Genomic DNA, 16,461 nt, shown 5'->3' with positions numbered 1-16,461 from the left:
GTCACTTCTCCGGTTTGGGGCGCGGGGCCGGGGCGCCGGCGGGGGGCGGCGGGAACCGTTTCCACAGTTCGGCCCGGAACGCCTGGAAATCGCCCCGCGCGCGGACCGGGTCGAGGTCGGCGTCGGTGTCGATGTGGCGGGGGTTCGTCGGGCCGCGGTAGAACGGGCCGTCGAGCAGTTCGGTCAGCAGCGCGACCGCCCGGGCCGCCCACCGCTCGCGGGGCTCGGGGGGAGCAGACCGGGCCGCCTGCGCGAGCGCGCAGGCGGCGTTGTACCGCACGCCGGCCAGGTTCGGGTCGCGGCCGGCGGTGGCGAGCAAATCATCGACGCGGCGGTCCAGATCGGCCACCTCCCCGGCTTGTACCCGGTGGACCAGCGCGAACGAGCGCTGGTTGGCGACCATCTGCCGGACGAACGGCGTGCTGGGCGAGGTCTTCAGAACGACGTCCGCCGCGGCCATCAGTTCGGCCCGCCGCCGCTCGGCGTCTTCCGTCCGCCCCAGGCTCGTGAGCAACCGGACCTCCTGGTTCAGGATCATAATCTGGTAGGACCGGTACTGGAACGCATTCGGGTAAACGGCGAGCAGCCCGTCGAACACCTCCGCGCCGGCGCGGAGCTGGGCGACGGCCCGGGCCGGTTGGGCCGTCGCCAGCGCCATCCCGTCCATCGTCTTGAGCAGCCCGTCGGTCATATCGAACAGGTCCCGGTAATGCGCCGGGGCGGCGGGGTCCGGGGTCGTTTCGGTAACAAGCGTGGACGCCCGCCGCACCTTCGCCAGCCCGTCCGCGGGGCGGCCGGCGTTGAAGTCGAAGATGGCCACGGAAGCGATCGCGTAGACCGCAAGGGCCCGGGGGGCGAACGGGCATTCGGGGCGGGCGAGCAGTTCGTCCACCTCCCGCAGTGCGTCGCGGAACAGCGGACCGGCCGTCCGCGGCTCCGACTGCATGGTGAAGAACCCGTACCCGATCAGGCACGACACGAGCGTCTGCCGGGCGTCGTCGCTCGGCGCGGTCGCCGCGGCCCGCCGTGCCGCGGCGACCGCGTCCCGGTACACGGCCAGCGCGTCCCCGGCCCGCCCCGCGCTGGCCGCCTCGTTGGCCGCGAACAGCCGAGCTTCGGCCAGATCCGCTACGAACCGCGGGTCGTCCGGGAAGTCCGCGACCAACCCTTCGCACAGGACCCGCGCCCGGCCCAGGTAGTCGCTGGCCTTCGGGTAATCGGCCAGCAGCAAGTACGCCCCGCCGATCCGCCGGTACGCCACCGCCGTTTCCCGCCGGATGACCGGGTCGTCGGCCTCCCCGAAGCCCTCGTAAAACGCGAGCGCGTCTTCGAGCACCCGGCGCCGCTCGGCGGCGAGGGCCGGGTCCCGCGCCCACCGCGCGGTGCCGGCCCGGTTCACCGCCTTCTCGATCGCCTCGACCGCCTTGCCGAGCCGGGCCGCCGCCCGGCCCCGCTCCCGCTCGGCCACCGCCCCGAGCCGCCGCGCCTCGGCCTCGGCCGCCTGAGCGTCCGCTTCGGCCGCCTTCGCCTCCGCCCGCTCCCGGTGGGCCTTCACCATCCCGACCGCGGTCCCCGCAACACCGAGCAGGAGAACAACAATGAGAGCCGCCCCGCCCGCGATAATTGCCTTGCGGCGCTTCTGCTGTTCGCCCTCGCGGACGGCCGCGGCGAGCCGCTCCCGCTCCGCCGCCTCGGCCCGCTCGTCGGCCGCCTGCCGCAACCCCGCAACGGCGGTCGCGACTTCGGTCGCCGTCGCGGGGCGCACCGCCGGGTCGGTCGCCAGGCACCGCTTGCACAGCGCGATCAGTTCCGAATCGGCCCCGCTCGCGTCCAGCCGCCCGAGCGCCTCCTCGGTCCGCCCGGCCGCCGCGTTCCGCCACACGGATTGCGCGCTCGCGCCGCCGAACGGCGGGGCACCGGTCAGGAGCGCGCACAGCATTGCCCCGAGCCCGAACACGTCCGACCGACAATCGACGCTTTCGCCCGCGCCGCGGGCCTGTTCCGGCGGCATGAACGCCGGCGTGCCGAGAACGCTCCCCACCTGCGTGAACGACGCGCTCGATTCGCGGAGCGACAGGGCCTCGCCGCCCGCGGCGGACTCGCGGCCCGCGTCCGCCGCATCGCCCGGGGTAGCCGGGCTCAGGAACTTGGCGAGCCCCCAGTCCATGACCTGCACTTCGCCGAACGCCCCCACCATCACGTTGGCCGGTTTGAGGTCCCGGTGGATGACGCCGTGCGCGTGCGCGTACCCGACCGCCTGGCAGACGCTCTCGAACCGGCCCAGCCAGCGCGTCGGCGACGGCCCTTCGTCCTTCAACAGCTCTTCGAGCGTGCGCCCTTTAATCAGTTTCATGGCCAGGAACGGCCGCCCGTCGTCCCAGGTCCCCACTTGGTAAACGGCCGGGATGCCCGGGTGCTGGAGCTGCGCCGTGATGCGGGCCTCTTCGACGAACCGGGCCGCCGCGGCGGAGTCGGGGGCGTAGCGGTCCTGGAGGAGTTTGACGGCCACCTCGCGGGCGAGCCCGCGATCGAGGGCGCGGTGAACGACGCCCATGCCCCCGCGCCCGACCTCTTCCAACAGGTCGTACCCCGATCCGATGGAAACGGGCATGCCGGCGCGCGGTTCGCCGGCCGCTTCGGGGGCCGCGATCCCAGTCAGTGTGGCGTCGTTCATGTCGTCCCGTTTTCGGGTTCGGGGCCTTGCGCGGCAACGCTGCGGACCCATTCCAGGTCGCCGCGCCGCCACAGGTACGCGAACCCGACCAGCAGCACGCCGAAGAACACCATGATGTCCGCGAAGGCGATCCACGCGAGCGCCCGCGCCGCGGCCGGGTCGGGCGCGACCTGTTCCCCGGGGTTCGCTCCCCGCGGTTGCAAATTCGCAGCCGCTTCGGCCCGCACCGCCACCGGCTTGGACTCGTCCGCGGCGCGGTTCGCGCTGCCGAACACCACCGCCCAGGGGAAGAAGAACGCGAGTTCCACGTCGAAGATCACGAACAGCAGCGCGACCACATAGAACCGGAGGTCGAACTGCACCCACGCGCTCCTGACCGGTTGCTCGCCGCACTCGTACACCTCGGCCTTTTCGGGGTTCGGCCGGTCAGGGCGGACGAACCAACCGATTACGAGGTTCGCGGCCAAGAGCGTCGCCCCCACCGCGAGGAAGATCAGCACAAAGAGGACCAGAACAGTCATGGGCAGCGTCCACATCGGCGTGAGTCGCGACCAACACTCCGGAGGCTCGCGCCACCGGCCCGTTGCGGCCGATTACGTTACGCTTTCCCATCCGCCACCGGCTTCGCGGCTTCGGCCGTTTTCGTCCACACCGGCAGGCTGACCCGCTTCGACTCCTGAACCGCGGTCGGGTTCAGCGTCGCCTGCCCCCACGCCACCGCGAGGGGCAGCTTCGCGTAATCGACGACGCACCCGTCGCGGGTGTACGTGCTGATGTCGTGGTTCGATCCCATGAAAATGCAGTCCACGGGGCACGGGTCCACGCACAGCGCGCAGAACATGCACTTCGTGTAATCGATCTTGAACCCGGTCACCACGAACCCCTTGTGGGGCGGCGGCGCCTTTTCCTTATCGATGTAGATGCAATCGACCGGGCACGCGCGGGCGCACTTGTCGCACCCGATGCACGTGGTCAGGTCGAACCGGTGGAACCCGCGGTAGCGGGGCCGCACCGGCACCGGCCGCTCGGGGTACGCGAAGTGCGCCGCGAACGTGCCGCGCCGGAACGACTGCACGAAGTACCGGAGCGTGACGGACATCCCGGCCGCGAGCGTGGTCGTCGCCAGGTAAACGTTGCGAATCCAGGTGCGCATCGGCGTACTTGTGAAAGGGGAGGACGCAACGGAAGCTGATTGTACGCCGGCGCGGCGCCGCGCCGCAAGCCGCTCAGCGGCCATCGAAGCGAAACCCGCGGCGGCGCGTGCGGTCCGCACGCACATCGGGTACACTGGAACGACCGGGCTGAGCGCCCGGGTACGCCCGTACCGGACTCCGGCGACCACCCATGCCACACGTCCTTCTGGTCGAAGACGAGCAGGTGAACCGCGAAATGTTCCGGCGCCGGCTGGAACGCAAAGGGTACACCGTGCTCCCTGCCGACACCGGCCTCGGCGCCGTCGCGCTCGCGCGGAGCGAGCGGCCGGACGTGATCCTCATGGACCTCGGCCTGCCCGACATCGACGGTTGGGAGGCCACGCGCCGGCTGAAGGCCGACCCGGCCACCGCGCCTATTCCGATCATCGTGCTCTCCGCGCACGCCACCTTTGACGCAAAGGATAAGGCGTTCGCCGCCGGGTGCCAGGACTTCGAAACCAAGCCGGTCAACTGGGACGCACTGTACCGCAAGCTCGATGAGTGGCTGGCGAAGGGCCGCGAGGCCGCGGCGGCGCACGCCGAACCGGAACCGGACCCCGGGGCCACGCTCCTCCCCGACTCGCCCGCGCCCCCCAAGGCCGAACGGGCGGACACGTGCGCCGTCGGTCCCAAGCGCATCCTGGTGGTCGAGGACAACGACGCGAACCGGGTCATGCTGTGCCGGCGGCTCGGCTCCCGCGGCTTCCAGACCGTCGAGGCCGCGAACGGCCGCGAGGCGCTCGACGCGGTCCGCCGCGCCCCGTTCGATCTGGTGCTGTGCGACATCATGATGCCGGAGGTTGACGGGTACGAGGTGCTGCGGCAGCTCAAGGCCGACCAGAACTTACAATCGCTACCGGTCATCATGGTCTCGGCGATCGACGAGACGGCCGAGGTCGTGAGGTGCATCGAGATGGGGGCCGAGGACTACCTCCACAAGCCCTACGACCCGGTCCTCTTGCACGCGCGCGTGAACGCGTGCCTCGACAAGAAGCGGCTCCGCGACCAGGAGGTCGCGTACCTCCGGGCCGTGGCGGCGCTGACCCGTGCGGCCGAGTTGGTGGAGCGGGGCGAATTCGACCCGAAGTTGCTCGCGCCGGTCGTAGCCCGCGGGGACGATTTGGGCCAACTGGCCCGGGTGTTCGACCGCATGGCTCGCGAGGTGCAAGCCCGGGAGCAGCGCCACAAGGACGACGTGCGGCACCTCACCCGGATCGAGTTCGACGCCGCAGAAGTCGCTCGCGAGGTGGCCCGGGTGACCGCGTCGGCGGCGTTCGAGAAGGCGGCGCGGCTCGCGGCCGCGGCCCGCGCCCGGCGTCTGGGCGAACCGAGCCCGACGACCGAAACCGTCCTCCTCCACAAGCTAAAGTGAGTGCCAGTCGGTCACGGCTTCAGAGCGGGAAGCGGCACCCGCACGCCGAGATCGTCGCCGCGCGGCTCGTCGTCGCGCCCGCGCCCGCCGTCATCCTTGCCGTTCTCCCCCATGCTGTAGAAGAAGTACCCCTTCTCGGCCGGCTGGTAGGTGAGCGGCTTGCCGGTGAACAGGTCATCGGGAACGGCGGCCATGTACTTGGGCGCCAGGTCGGCGAGCTTCGCCGGGTACCGGCCCGTGTCCTTACGGTACGCCGCGAGCGCGAACGCCAGTTGCAGGTTCCGATCGGTCTGCGTGGCGCGGTCGAACGACCACTGGCATTTTTGCAGTCCGGGCATCACCAGCGCCGAAAGCACATCCCCAATCTCTTTGCCAACGAACTTTCCCGGGTTATTGGCGCGAGCCCACTTCTGAAGTATGTTCAGGTCGCGGTTCTTGCGGGCAACCTCGTCCAAATCTGTTCCAACAGCGTTGAGCTGCTTCTCGCGCGCCGCGCGGTCGGTCAGCCGCATGGCGGCAACCATCTGGTCGAACGCCGCGTTCATTTTCCGGAACGCCGGCTCCCACTCGATCATGTCGAGCGCCTGGGCCTCCTCCGGGGTTGGGTGGTCGGGTCCGTCCTTGCCGCTGCGGACCATTTGCAGCACGTCCAGCGCATTGAGACGCTCCCCGAGGTCCACCACATCGGCCGCAGGTGGTGCCGCGGGAAGGTCTCGCAGTTCCTTCAGCTTCGCGAGCAGTTGCTGGGAGCTCAGGTCGGTGTGTTCGAGGTAAGCCAGCGTGGCGTTCGCAGCGATGGCGCGCACCGAGATGCCCACGAGCGATTCGATGAACGTGGCCCCGTGCATCAGGTGGAGCCCCAGGCGGTGGCACGCGATCAGGTCCGCCCAGGCGGCATCGAGCTTCCCCTCGTGGGTGCGGAGCAGCGCCCGCGCCACGAGTGCCTGCGCGAGTGCCCGGCCGCTCTGCGTCGAAGGGATCAGGCACCCCATGATCGAGCTGATGTCGTCTTTGCGGTTCGACACCAGCGGGTTGAAGTACGCCGGGCGCCGGGTCGCTTCGATCACGACCGCGAGGGGCTTCTCGTTGAGTTCCAGCCACTCGGCGACCCGCGGAAGCTCCTTGGCGGACCACGCACGCGAGGCCGCCCGGGCTTGCTGGTCGTAAAACGCCCGCGCGTCTTCGTCACTCAGTTTCGTGCGCCGGGCGTAGCCGCGTCCGCTTACGAAGTAGTCGCCGGCTTTCGGCGGTTCGACGATCCCGAGGCGCCGGAAGTACTCGGGCGGCATCGAACCGTCGTCCGGCTTCGGCCCCAGCGCCTTCCAAATCAGCACGTTCGCGTTCTTGTCAGGCGTGATGCCCGCGCCCAGTCGGTCGTTGAGCGCGGCCTCGTAATCGATGTACCCGTTCTTGTCGAGCGGCCCGGTGACGAAGGTGGTGTCCTTCGCCACCGGCACCTTCGGGACCGGCGGTTCATCCGCGGCGCACACCAGCACGAGCGACGACAGCAGAGCGGCGTTCATCGGTCCCTCGCGGAACGAGGATGGGTGTCAGTTCTTCTTGAGCGGCGGGAGCGGCATCCGGATCGGGAGGTCGTCGCTGCCGAGGGGCTCTTCCCCGTAAGTCGTGCCGTCGTCGTCCTTACCGTTCACACCGAAGCTATAAAACAGATACCCCTTCTCGGTCGGCTTGTAGACGAGCGGCTTGCCGGTGAACAGGTCGTCGGGAACGGCGGCGATGTACTTGGGCGCTAGATCGGTGAGCTTCGCCGGGTACCGGCCCGTGTCCTTCTGGTACGCGGCGAGCGCGAACGCCAGCCGCAGGTTCGCCGCCGTCTGCTCGCCGCGATCGCAGGCCTGTTGCACCTTCTGAACGGCTGGGGTCAGCAGGCTCATGAGGGTGTCGGCGAACAACTTGCCGAGCGCCGGCCCCGGGTCCTTACCGTCCAGAATCTTCTTGATCTTCGCTTCGTCCACGAACTCCTTTTTGACCGCCGCGAGTTCCGCCTCGAATTTCTCGTACGCCTTCGCACGAACGTCCCGGTCCTTGATGCTCAGCACCTCGGCGAGCCGGTCGTACCGGGCGTTCATCGTCCGCATCACCACGGTCCAGTCGATCACCTCGAACACCTTCTTCTTGTTCGGGAAGGCGAGTTCCGCGTCCAGCGCCCCCGCGAACGGGTCGGCCCCGCTACCCGCGCGGCGGATGTTCTGGAGCGCGTCCAATCCCATCATCCGCTCCGAAAGGCGGACCGTCTCCGCCAGCGCGCCGGGCCGGGGCACCAGTTGAAGGTCCTTGAGGCACTGCGCGGCCTTCTTGGCCGTGAGGCCCGGGTGGTCGAGGAACGCGAGCGAGGAGTGGTTCGCGATCTGGCCGATGGCGACGCCCACCAGCATCTCAATGAACGTCGCGCCACGGCTGAGGAGCCGGCCCAGGCGGTGGCACGCGAGCAGGTCGGCCCAGGCGTCGTCGAGCTTGCCTTCGTTCAGCCGCAGCATCGCCCGGGTGGTCAGGGCGTTGGCGAGTTCGCGGTTCTTTTGAACGGTCGGCAAGAGCCCGGCGATGAGGTTGCTCCCCTCGCCGGGTTTCCGCCGCGACACCATCGGGTTGAAGTACTCGGGCCGCTTGGTCGCTTCCAGCGCCAGCGCGAGCGGCTTCTCGTTCAGCTTCAACCACTCCGCGAGCGGGGGCACGTCCTTCGCCGCCCACGGGCGCCGGGTCGCGTCGCTTTGGGCGTCGGAGAACGCGACGAGGCGGTCGCCGCTCAGGCCCAGTTGCTTGACGGCGTAGGTTTGCGCGCCGACGAGGTACTCGCCGTCCTTCGGGAGCACCGGGATGTCGAGCCAGCGGAAGTACTCGAGCGGCAGTTCGCTGCCTTCGGGGGCGGGGCCGAACGCCTGAATCAGCAGCGCGTTCGCGTTGTTCTCCGGGGTGATGTTCTTGCTCAGTTCCGCGTGGAGGGCGACCTCGTAGTCGATGTACCCCTGCTTGTCGAGCGGTCCGACCACGAACGTCGTGTCTTTGCCCAGCGGCAGCTTCGGCGCCGGCGGCGCCTTGTCGTCGGCAGCGCCGACGAGCGCGACAAGCAGGCAAAGCGGGATCGCGAGAAACTTCATGATGCACCCGAAGGGGACGGCAGACTCGGAGATGGAAACGCGGAACCGCAGTGCGGCCGAGTCTTGTTTAACGTCTCGGTCCAGACTTCGTTCCACCCCGATCACGATTTCGCCCACTCAACCGGTGCGCCAAACGCACACAACGTCCCGGCCGGCCACACGAGGTGCGGGCCGCATCCCGTCATCACCAACGCACTCGCACAGGCGCGCGGATCGCGTTATCTTGTGACGCGGTATCTCGGATCACCAGCGAGCAGCGAACCGCATGCGATACGCCATTGTCGGGGCCGCGTGGTTGTGGGGGCTCTGGGCGCTCACGGTGTTGAGCGACACCGGCTTTGATTTCTGCGGAGCGGCGGTGTTGCTGTATCTCGGCGGCATCGTCGGGTGTGCGTGGCTCACTTACGGGCTGGCATCTCCGGTACAGTCCGCCTTCCACGGGCTCATGTGGCGTCAGAGGTGGACTGTGGGCAGCAAGAGCCATGTTGGTCTAAAGTTAGCGCCAGCTATTCACCTCTGACACCTCATGCGCCAACCGGTGTACCGTCAGAATCCGCTCGGTTCGTGTCGGCACACACACCTTTACGGCCCGTGGTGGCGCTTTCGCGAGTCCTGGGACTAACTGCCAGCGTGTGCATCAAAGCAGCCCCCGCGAGTACCAACGCAACGCACGAAATACGACGAATGGTACGACATGGACAGTCGCATTGCGTTCGTTCTTATGGCCCCGCTATGGCTCTGGGGCCTGTTGCCGTTGTGGGTATCGTCCGGCGGCGCAATCGATATTGTTGAAATGTTTTTCCTGATTTTCACCGTTGGCTGCGCGTCGTTATTCTGGCTGTTCAACGTGGCAATTGTGCTGAAGGCAGAGCGGTTCCGCACACTGGGAATCTGGCTTTCGGTTCCGATTGTGTGGGTCGCAGCGGTAGCGGTTTCAGCTTCCGACGTGCCGTTCCTGATTCGCTTCAGGCTAAGCGAACCGGACCTCCGGCAATACGCCCAAGCCGACGCGCCGAACCCGTCACACGACATGAGAGCGAGGCACCTGGGGCTGTTCGACATTTCCGACGTTTGGCGCCACGGAAGAACGGTCGCCTTCAGCACCGACGGAAAACTCTTCGACCGCGTCGGTGTGATCTACGCGCCGGACGGGTTGCCAGCGGAACCGCTACCGATCGAAGTCGAGGAATTGCTTCGCGCGCAATACACGCACCTGGACGGTCCCTGGTACAAGTTTGAAATCGGCGACTGAATTGTCGCGAACATGCGGGTTCCGGGTTACGCGCCAACCTTGGAATTCGGCTCACGCCGTCTCGCCCAGCACCGTTACCGTACCGCGGGCGCCATCGACGCGAACCATCTGTCCCGTCTTGATTTGCTGTGTGGCGCCGGGCAAGCCCGCGACCGCGGGTAGACCGAACTCGCGCGCCACAATCGCACCGTGCGACAACACCCCGCCCGTTTCCATCACCAGCGCGCTCGCGTGAACGAACAGCGGGACCCACGCGGGGTCCGTTGACGGGCACACCAGTACGTACCCGCCCTCGGGCGGCGCCGCGGTGGGCTCCGTGAGCACCAGCGCCGGGCCTTCGGCAACGCCCGCGGAGAGCGCCACCCCTTCAAACTTGCTCCCTCCTTCAGGAACCGGAAGCGGGCGGCCGATCGCGTCCAGGTCGTCGCTGAACAGCACCGGGGGCACCTCCAGCGACAGTTCCGCCTGCCGCCGCTTCCGGGCCGCCGCGATCTTGGCGGACAGGTCTTGACCTTTGATCAGGTCCGGCAGATCGGCCGGGGTGAGGAAGAAGATGCCGCCGCGCAACCCGAACCGCTGGTCCAGTTCGACCAGGGCGCGGCGGATCACCGCGTACCCCATTAGCAGGTAGTGCTTACCCGCCTCGCGCAGCCCCAGGAACGTGCGGAGTCGATCAACCTTCGTCGCGAGTTGATCGCGGAGGGGGCCGACGAGCTTCGCTTCTGCGGCGATCGCACCGACGGCCACCTCATCCGCGGGGCGCGAGCGCGAACCGACCCCGCGAATCAGCTTGTCCAGTTCCTGCGGCGCCTCGGACCACCTCGGCTGGGCGAGTTCCATCTCGTTGGTGCCGCGGTGCCCGAACTGGTCGAGGAAATCGGCCCGCGACAGGTGACCGCTCGCGAGGTCGCGAACGGCCTCCGCAAGGTTGGCCCCTTTCGGTGGCGCGGCCCCCAAACTCAGCTCCCCGACCGCGGCCCGGGCGCGTTCCTCTCCCAGCTTGGGCTTCAGGAACTCGAACGCCTCGGACCAGGCCAGGTCGGCGAACACGGTCGCCTTGAGGCTCTCGCGGGCGAAGTCCACCAGCGTCCGGTTGATCCACGCATGAAATTCCAGCAGAAGCGCGTCCGGCTCGCACCCGGACCACCGTTGAGTGAGCGCCTGCGCCACAGACCGGGCGAACGCGGGCGCCGTCTCCTGCTCGAACCGCTGCGCGAAGTCGGCGGACCGCCGCTTCGTCGTGTTCATCAGCCGCATGAGGCTCAACATCGTTCCGGGAAGCGCGAGCACGCCGAGCACGCACCCCGCCCCGGCCAGCGGTTTCAGCACCGGCTTGGGGTTCAGGGCCTTCCGCGGGTCCCGTTTATATTCGCCTAACGGATACTCGAAGGGGGGCCGGGAGAATTGCATCCGCGGCAGCCGCGACAAGTTGGCCATCGGCCGCCCCGCGACGAGGTCGAACCCCGACAGCGCCCCGAGGGCCGGGTCGGGCTCCGCGCCGAGGTCGCGGTTCATGGCCCCAAACCCGCCGTCGGCGCTCAGCAGCCGCTGCACCACGGCCCACGTCATCGGCGTCGGCGCGGGCAGCACCTCGCTCAGGTTGTACCGCACCCACACGGTCCCCTTCGGGTACGCCTTCGCCCGCAACTCGGCGACCACCACCCTCCGCACCCGCTCGCGCTCCGCGGCGCCCGCGGCCGTGATCGGCCGCGCCTGGAGCAGCGCGAACCGGCCGCCGGCGTAGGCCCACTCGATGTCGCGGGCGTCGCCGTAGAACGCCTCGACCCGGCGGCCCAGGTCCGCGAGGTCGGCGAGCGCCGGGTCCGTGAGGCTGAACTGCCGCTGAAGCTCCGCTGGGACGTGCTCCTCGGCCCCCCCGACCACACGAACGGCCTTCGAGCCGAGCGTGCGGCTCAGCACGGCACCGGTACCGCGATCGAGTGTGAAGCGGTCGGGCTGCACGCGCCCGGAAACGACGACCTCCCCCAACCCCCAGGCGGACTCGACGAGCATGCGCCGGCCGTCGGGGTCGAGCGGGTCGCGGGTGAACAGCACGCCCGCGGCCTCGGCCGGCACGAGCTTCTGAACCACCACCGCCATCGCGAGCGCGGCGTCATCGACGCTCTGCCGGCTCCGGTACGCCACGGCCCGCGCCGTGAACAGCGACCGCCAGCAGTGCTCGATCGCGTCCAGCAGCGCGTCCCCGCCCCGGACCCCGAGAACCGTCTCCTGCTGGCCCGCGAAGCTGGCGTCCGCGGCGTCCTCGGCGGTCGCGCTCGACCGCACCGCGACGGCCCCACCGCCGAGCGCGTCGTGCGCGCCGAGGACCGCCCGAACGAACCCCGGATCGGACCGCACCCCGCGCTCGACCAGTCGCCGGTACGCCTGTGTGGTGACCACGAACCCGCCCGGCACGGGCAATCCGGCGCGGGCGGTCTTGCCCAGACTCAAACCCTTCCCGCCGACGAGGGCCGCTTCGGCGTCGCCGATCTCTTCGAGCAAGAGCAGGTCCGGCATCTCACTTCGCCTTCTTTTTGAGCACCCCGGACTCTTCCAGCAGCGACCACAACTGCTCCCACACCGCCTCCGGGGGGAGCCCCTTAAGGCCCTTAGCGGCCCAGTGGTTCGCGGCGTCGGTGAGGCACCGGACCGCGTCGGTACGAACCGGGGCGTCGGACGCCGGGGAAGGGTGCCCTCCGGCCCCATCTTCCGGACGCGGGGTGTGGACCGGAGGCGGGACTTGCCCCCGCTTCCGCGGGCGCCCGTCGAGCGCCTCGTTGCCGATCGCGTCGGCGCGCTTGTTTTGCTCGCGCCGCACGTGCGTGATGGTGACGCTCTCGAACTGCTTCCGCAACCGGCACGCCTCCTCGTACAGCGTGCGCAGGTCCTCGTTCTTCACCTTGTACGCGCCCGCCATCTGCTTCACCATCAGCTCGCTGTCGCTGAACACCTGGAGCTGTTTCACCCCGAGTTCGGCCGCGAGCCCCAGCCCCTCCACGAGCGCCGTGTACTCCGCGACGTTGTTGGACGCCGTGCCGATCGTGTCCGCCTCCTCGACGACCGGAAGCCCCGGGCGCGCGAGCACCACCGCGTACGCGGCGGCCCCAGGGTTCCCCCGCGACGCCCCGTCGATGTGCATGGTGGCCGTATCCGACATCTCCGCACCGCCTTCCGTGCCGGGCTCTTAGAATGCTCTTACATTCTGCGGATGTGATCGTACCGCGGACAGCACCCGCCGGCGCGGTCGGTTGCGCCCGCTCGGCACACGCGGCAGGCACGAATGACTCAGAACTGGCTGATCCTGGAAACCTCCGGCCGGGTCGCTCGCGTCGGACTGGCCCGCGCCGGTGCCATTGTGGGCCGCGCCGAACTCGATTCCTCACGCCGCCACGCCCGCGAGATGATGCCGACCGCCGGCGCTCTTCTAAAAGCCGAATCGCTCGCGCCGCAGGATCTCACGGGCGTGATGGCGAGCACCGGGCCGGGCAGCTACACCGGCCTCCGCGTCGGCCTCGTGACCGCCAAAGCGCTGGCTTACGCCCTTGGATGTGAACTTCGGGCCGTCGGGGCGTTTTGGGCCGTCGCGCACCAAGCGCCCGCAGGGGCTCAGCACGTGTGGGTCATTTCGGACGCGCTTCAGGGGCAAGTGTACGCCCAGCGGTTCGCGCGGCAGCACGACGACTGGCTTCCGAGTACCGATCTGCAAATCACTTCTGCCAAAGATTTTGCGGCCGTAATTGTCCCAGAAGACTGGCTGAGCGGTCCCGGGCTGGCGGTGTACGATTCCCAGCTCACCGCCACCAACCCGCGGGTTAACGAGACCGACCGCGAGCCGCGCGTCGAGAGCATTTTTGCGGTGGGGAGCCGACTCATGCGACCGCTCACCCGTGAAGAAATGTTTGCACTAGAGCCGCTGTACCTGCGTGGCAGTTCCGCTGAGGAAAAAGCGAATGAGCCGCGCGGGTGACCGGACTCACCCGCGCGGCTCGTTCGTGATCCGCTGTTACTGCTTCGGCAGCGGCATCGGGGCCGGGAGTTGGTTACCCGGCGTCACGGTCGTACCGGGGGTGAGCGGTTGCGGCGAGCCGATCGAGGGCGATCCCTGCGACGAAACCACGATCGGCGGGTAGCCGGTCACGTCGATCGGGCCTCCCGAGAGCCCGACCGGGATGCCCGGTGCACCTCCCGCACAGCCGTGGCACGGCGGCGCGATGGGGCCGACGACGGGACCGCCGACCACCGGACCGCCCACGACCACGCCGCCCGGCTCGCCCAGGATCGCCCGGCGGGTCTGGATCGGGTGGAGCAGAGGGTGTACGCCGGGGCCGCACGACAGGCACGGGTGGTTGGCCCGGAACCGGGCGATCGGGTAGCACCCGGTCACCAGCAGTTGCGAAACCGCGGCCACAAGGCCGAGGCACAGAAGGCGCTTCTTCATTGTGGTGGACTCCTTTACGCGGCAAATCGCGGCGTCCCGCTGCCGACGCATGAATCATGCGCGGGGGGCGGAGTCGAGCAACTTCGGCGGAACGAATTCAGCCGGAGTTTAGGAGAATTCGAGAGTGCTGGCGCGACGGGGAAAACCAACCCGGTTGGCGAAACGGGTCCGTTCGTGACGGTCGTGCGGGCTCGCCGCCCTGCGCCCGCTGCCGTTTGTGCGACGTGCGCGGGTTCGCAGGTTCTGCTCAAGGGGTTTGCGGTTACGGCGCGGCGCTCGGGACGAACCCAGCGGGCAACGTGCCGCGGTCCGGGCAGCACGGCGGCGGGGCGAAACTGCCGGAGGACGAATTGCAGTTCCGGCGGCACCCGCACCCCGACAAGGGCAGGAGGAGCGAGAACGCGAGTACGGACAGGAGAAAGCGGCGGGTTGTCACGGGAGTCGCTCCATCTGTGGTGTTGGCGTCGTCCATGGCGCGGCAGTTCGGTTAGTCCGGATTTCAATCTCGGGTGGCCGCGCACCGGGCACGACCGGTACCAATGACATCCAAATGTAGGGCCGACTTGCGACCTCTCAACTTGCGACTTGAGCGAAACTCCTGAGAATCCGTTCCCAGACGAATGATTCTGCGGGTTGTACCGAACAGGCACGTTTGCGAATCGCGGGGGACACGATCGGTTACACCGGTCGCACCGGCACCGGAGCCGACTTTTGATGAGCGAAACAGACAAAGTGCCCTTCTACGACGTGCGAATGAAGGGGTTCCGCGAGCGCCCGAGCGTGGGAGCCGTTCTCGAACTCCTCGATTCACGCCTCCGGCCGCTGTCGCCGGAACCGGTCCCGCTGCTCGAAACGATGGGCCGGGTGCTCGCCGAGCCTGTTGTTTCTCCTGTCAATGTTCCGTCGTTTCGCAAGTCCGCAATGGACGGCTTCGCCGTTCGTGCCGCCGACACGCAGGCGCCAGCCCCCTTGGTGGTGACCGGCGAAGCGTTCCCGGCCCGCCCGTTCACGGGAACAATTGGGCCAGGTGAGGCGGTGCGGATCACGACCGGCGCCCCTGTACCCGACGGGGCCGACGCCGTCCTGATGGCCGAGTTCGCGCAACTGCAACCGGACGGACGGGTGATCGCCCGCTCACCGCTCGCCGCCGGGAAGAACGTTGTTGCGATCGGCGAGGACGTAGCGCGAGACCATGAGGTGCTCCCCGCCGGTCGCGTTTTGCGCCCCCAAGATGTCGCCCTGGCTGCCGCCCTGGGGGTGAACGTACTGCCCGTGCGCCGCCGGCCGCGGGTCGCGGTACTGGTGACCGGGAACGAACTGCTCCCGCCCGGGTCGCTCCCCGACGGGTTCAAGACCGCAGACAGCAATTCGCCGATGCTCGCGGCACTCGTGGTTCGTGACGGGGCGAGTGTGCAGCCGGTGCGCTACGTCCCCGACGACTTCGGCATCACGTGCGACGCCGTGCGCGCCGCCGCGGCAGAGGCGGACGTGGTTCTGATCACGGGCGGCACATCGGTCGGGGTCGAAGACCACGTACCGCGAGCGGTGGCGGAACTCGGCGAGTTGGCGGTTCACGGCGTCGCGTTGCGCCCCGCCGGGCCGACCGGGATCGGGTTCGTCGCGCGCGCCGCCGTGTTCCTGCTGCCCGGTAACCCGGCATCGTGCTTGTGCGCGTACGACCTGTTTGCGGGGCGTGCGATTCGACAGCTCGGCGGGCGCCCGCGGGGTTTGCCTTACAAAAGCGAAGAAGTCAGACTGATGGAGCAGGTTCAGTCCGCGCCCGGCCGCACCGACTTCGTTCGCGTGGCGCGCGCGGGAGGCGGTGTCGCGCCGGTCACCGGCGGCGCGGCCAGTCTGAGCGCGTCGGTCCGAGCGGACGGGTTCATCTTGGTGCCGCCCGAGCGCGCGGCGTTATTTCCGGACGAACCGGTAACGCTGTGGCTGTACGACGCGTAAAAGCACCGCGGCCGCAGAAAAATCTAAATAAACGCGCATAAGAACCACATCGCCACACCTTGTCTTGTTTCTGCGTCGCACCCGTCCGCGGTCGCCATTTCGCTTTCCGCTTTCGCGGAACGACTTTACGGCGTTAGACCGGGCTGTTACCTGTCAGGTTGTTCGACAGTTGCTTCCCGTGTACAGATCCGGAAGCGCGCGTAACGCCGCGCAGCGGAGGGGCAACGCGTTCCCGCCGCTTTACAGGCTCCGTGCTGCGAACTGAAAACGGGGTGCGTTCGGCCCCGACCTTTTGATGCGCCCAGCATAACGGGCAAAAACCTGTAAATCGCAGCAAACCAGCCGTTTGACCCGCCGCGCAACGGTGTCCTAGGAAGTGGTAACTAAGACGCTCGACCCGATCCGGACCGGCCCCGCCCGGCCGTCGACGAGCGGGTGCCCGCGAGGGCACCGACCGAGC

12 protein-coding genes are annotated in these 16,461 nt (G+C 68.6%); 4 read left to right on the top strand and 8 right to left on the bottom strand.

Features of this window, described 5'->3' with window-relative positions; all coding sequences use genetic code 11:
- Position 1: 1 nt before the first annotated feature.
- The 3 genes from GobsT_RS34160 to GobsT_RS34150 form a co-directional block, all read right to left on the bottom strand.
- A complete protein-coding gene (locus tag GobsT_RS34160) occupies positions 2–2,674 on the bottom strand; it encodes a serine/threonine-protein kinase (protein ID WP_162542196.1) in 2,673 nt (890 codons plus the stop codon).
- Positions 2,671–3,195 carry an NADH-quinone oxidoreductase subunit A gene (locus tag GobsT_RS34155; RefSeq protein ID WP_033197972.1) on the bottom strand — a complete coding sequence of 175 codons (525 nt, stop codon included), beginning with the start codon at positions 3,193–3,195 and terminating at the stop codon, positions 2,671–2,673. The genes GobsT_RS34160 and GobsT_RS34155 overlap by 4 nt, the downstream gene beginning before the upstream one ends.
- A gap of 77 nt (positions 3,196–3,272) precedes the next feature.
- A complete protein-coding gene (locus tag GobsT_RS34150; protein WP_010036612.1) occupies positions 3,273–3,827 on the bottom strand; it encodes a NuoI/complex I 23 kDa subunit family protein in 555 nt (184 codons plus the stop codon).
- Positions 3,828–4,018: 191 nt separating this feature from the next.
- Here GobsT_RS34150 and GobsT_RS38495 point away from each other — a divergent pair, with 191 nt between their 5' ends.
- Positions 4,019–5,239 (top strand): response regulator, encoded by a 1,221-nt coding sequence (locus tag GobsT_RS38495; RefSeq protein ID WP_010036616.1) that lies wholly within the window; start codon positions 4,019–4,021, stop codon positions 5,237–5,239.
- 11 nt (positions 5,240–5,250) lie between these two features.
- Here GobsT_RS38495 and GobsT_RS34135 read toward each other — a convergent pair whose 3' ends face one another.
- Together GobsT_RS34135 and GobsT_RS34130 are read right to left on the bottom strand one after the other, a co-directional pair.
- Positions 5,251–6,762 carry a hypothetical protein gene (locus GobsT_RS34135; RefSeq protein WP_010036620.1) on the bottom strand — a complete coding sequence of 504 codons (1,512 nt, stop codon included), beginning with the start codon at positions 6,760–6,762 and terminating at the stop codon, positions 5,251–5,253.
- 27 nt (positions 6,763–6,789) lie between these two features.
- Positions 6,790–8,355, bottom strand: coding sequence for a hypothetical protein (locus GobsT_RS34130; RefSeq protein ID WP_148087978.1), 1,566 nt, complete (start codon positions 8,353–8,355; stop codon positions 6,790–6,792).
- A gap of 694 nt (positions 8,356–9,049) precedes the next feature.
- Between GobsT_RS34130 and GobsT_RS34125 the strand changes: the two genes are divergently transcribed.
- Positions 9,050–9,607, top strand: coding sequence for a hypothetical protein (locus GobsT_RS34125; protein ID WP_010036626.1), 558 nt, complete (start codon positions 9,050–9,052; stop codon positions 9,605–9,607).
- A 51-nt stretch (positions 9,608–9,658) separates the two neighbouring features.
- Here GobsT_RS34125 and GobsT_RS34120 read toward each other — a convergent pair whose 3' ends face one another.
- Positions 9,659–12,124: a PEP/pyruvate-binding domain-containing protein gene (locus GobsT_RS34120; RefSeq protein ID WP_010036629.1), complete on the bottom strand. Its 2,466-nt coding sequence runs from the start codon at positions 12,122–12,124 to the stop codon at positions 9,659–9,661.
- A gap of 1 nt (position 12,125) precedes the next feature.
- Positions 12,126–12,764: a ribonuclease HI family protein gene (locus GobsT_RS34115; protein ID WP_010036631.1), complete on the bottom strand. Its 639-nt coding sequence runs from the start codon at positions 12,762–12,764 to the stop codon at positions 12,126–12,128.
- 123 nt (positions 12,765–12,887) lie between these two features.
- Between GobsT_RS34115 and tsaB the strand changes: the two genes are divergently transcribed.
- On the top strand, positions 12,888–13,574 hold the full coding sequence (gene tsaB / locus GobsT_RS34110; RefSeq protein ID WP_010036633.1) for a tRNA (adenosine(37)-N6)-threonylcarbamoyltransferase complex dimerization subunit type 1 TsaB: 687 nt from the start codon (positions 12,888–12,890) through the stop codon (positions 13,572–13,574).
- Between the two features lie 36 nt (positions 13,575–13,610).
- On the opposite strand, the gene GobsT_RS38490 is transcribed toward tsaB, so the two are convergent.
- Positions 13,611–14,045, bottom strand: a complete 435-nt coding sequence (locus GobsT_RS38490) for a hypothetical protein (protein WP_010036635.1) — start codon at positions 14,043–14,045, stop codon at positions 13,611–13,613.
- 714 nt (positions 14,046–14,759) lie between these two features.
- On the opposite strand from GobsT_RS38490, the gene GobsT_RS34100 reads away from it, so the two are divergent.
- Positions 14,760–16,001 (top strand): molybdopterin molybdotransferase MoeA, encoded by a 1,242-nt coding sequence (locus GobsT_RS34100; protein WP_010036637.1) that lies wholly within the window; start codon positions 14,760–14,762, stop codon positions 15,999–16,001.
- The last annotated feature ends 460 nt before the right edge of the window (positions 16,002–16,461 follow it).

This window comes from Gemmata obscuriglobus, from assembly GCF_008065095.1.
Lineage (GTDB): Bacteria > Planctomycetota > Planctomycetia > Gemmatales > Gemmataceae > Gemmata > Gemmata obscuriglobus.
The sequence above is the reverse complement of the archived record's forward strand: the minus strand, read 5'-3'. Positions and strand labels throughout refer to the sequence as shown.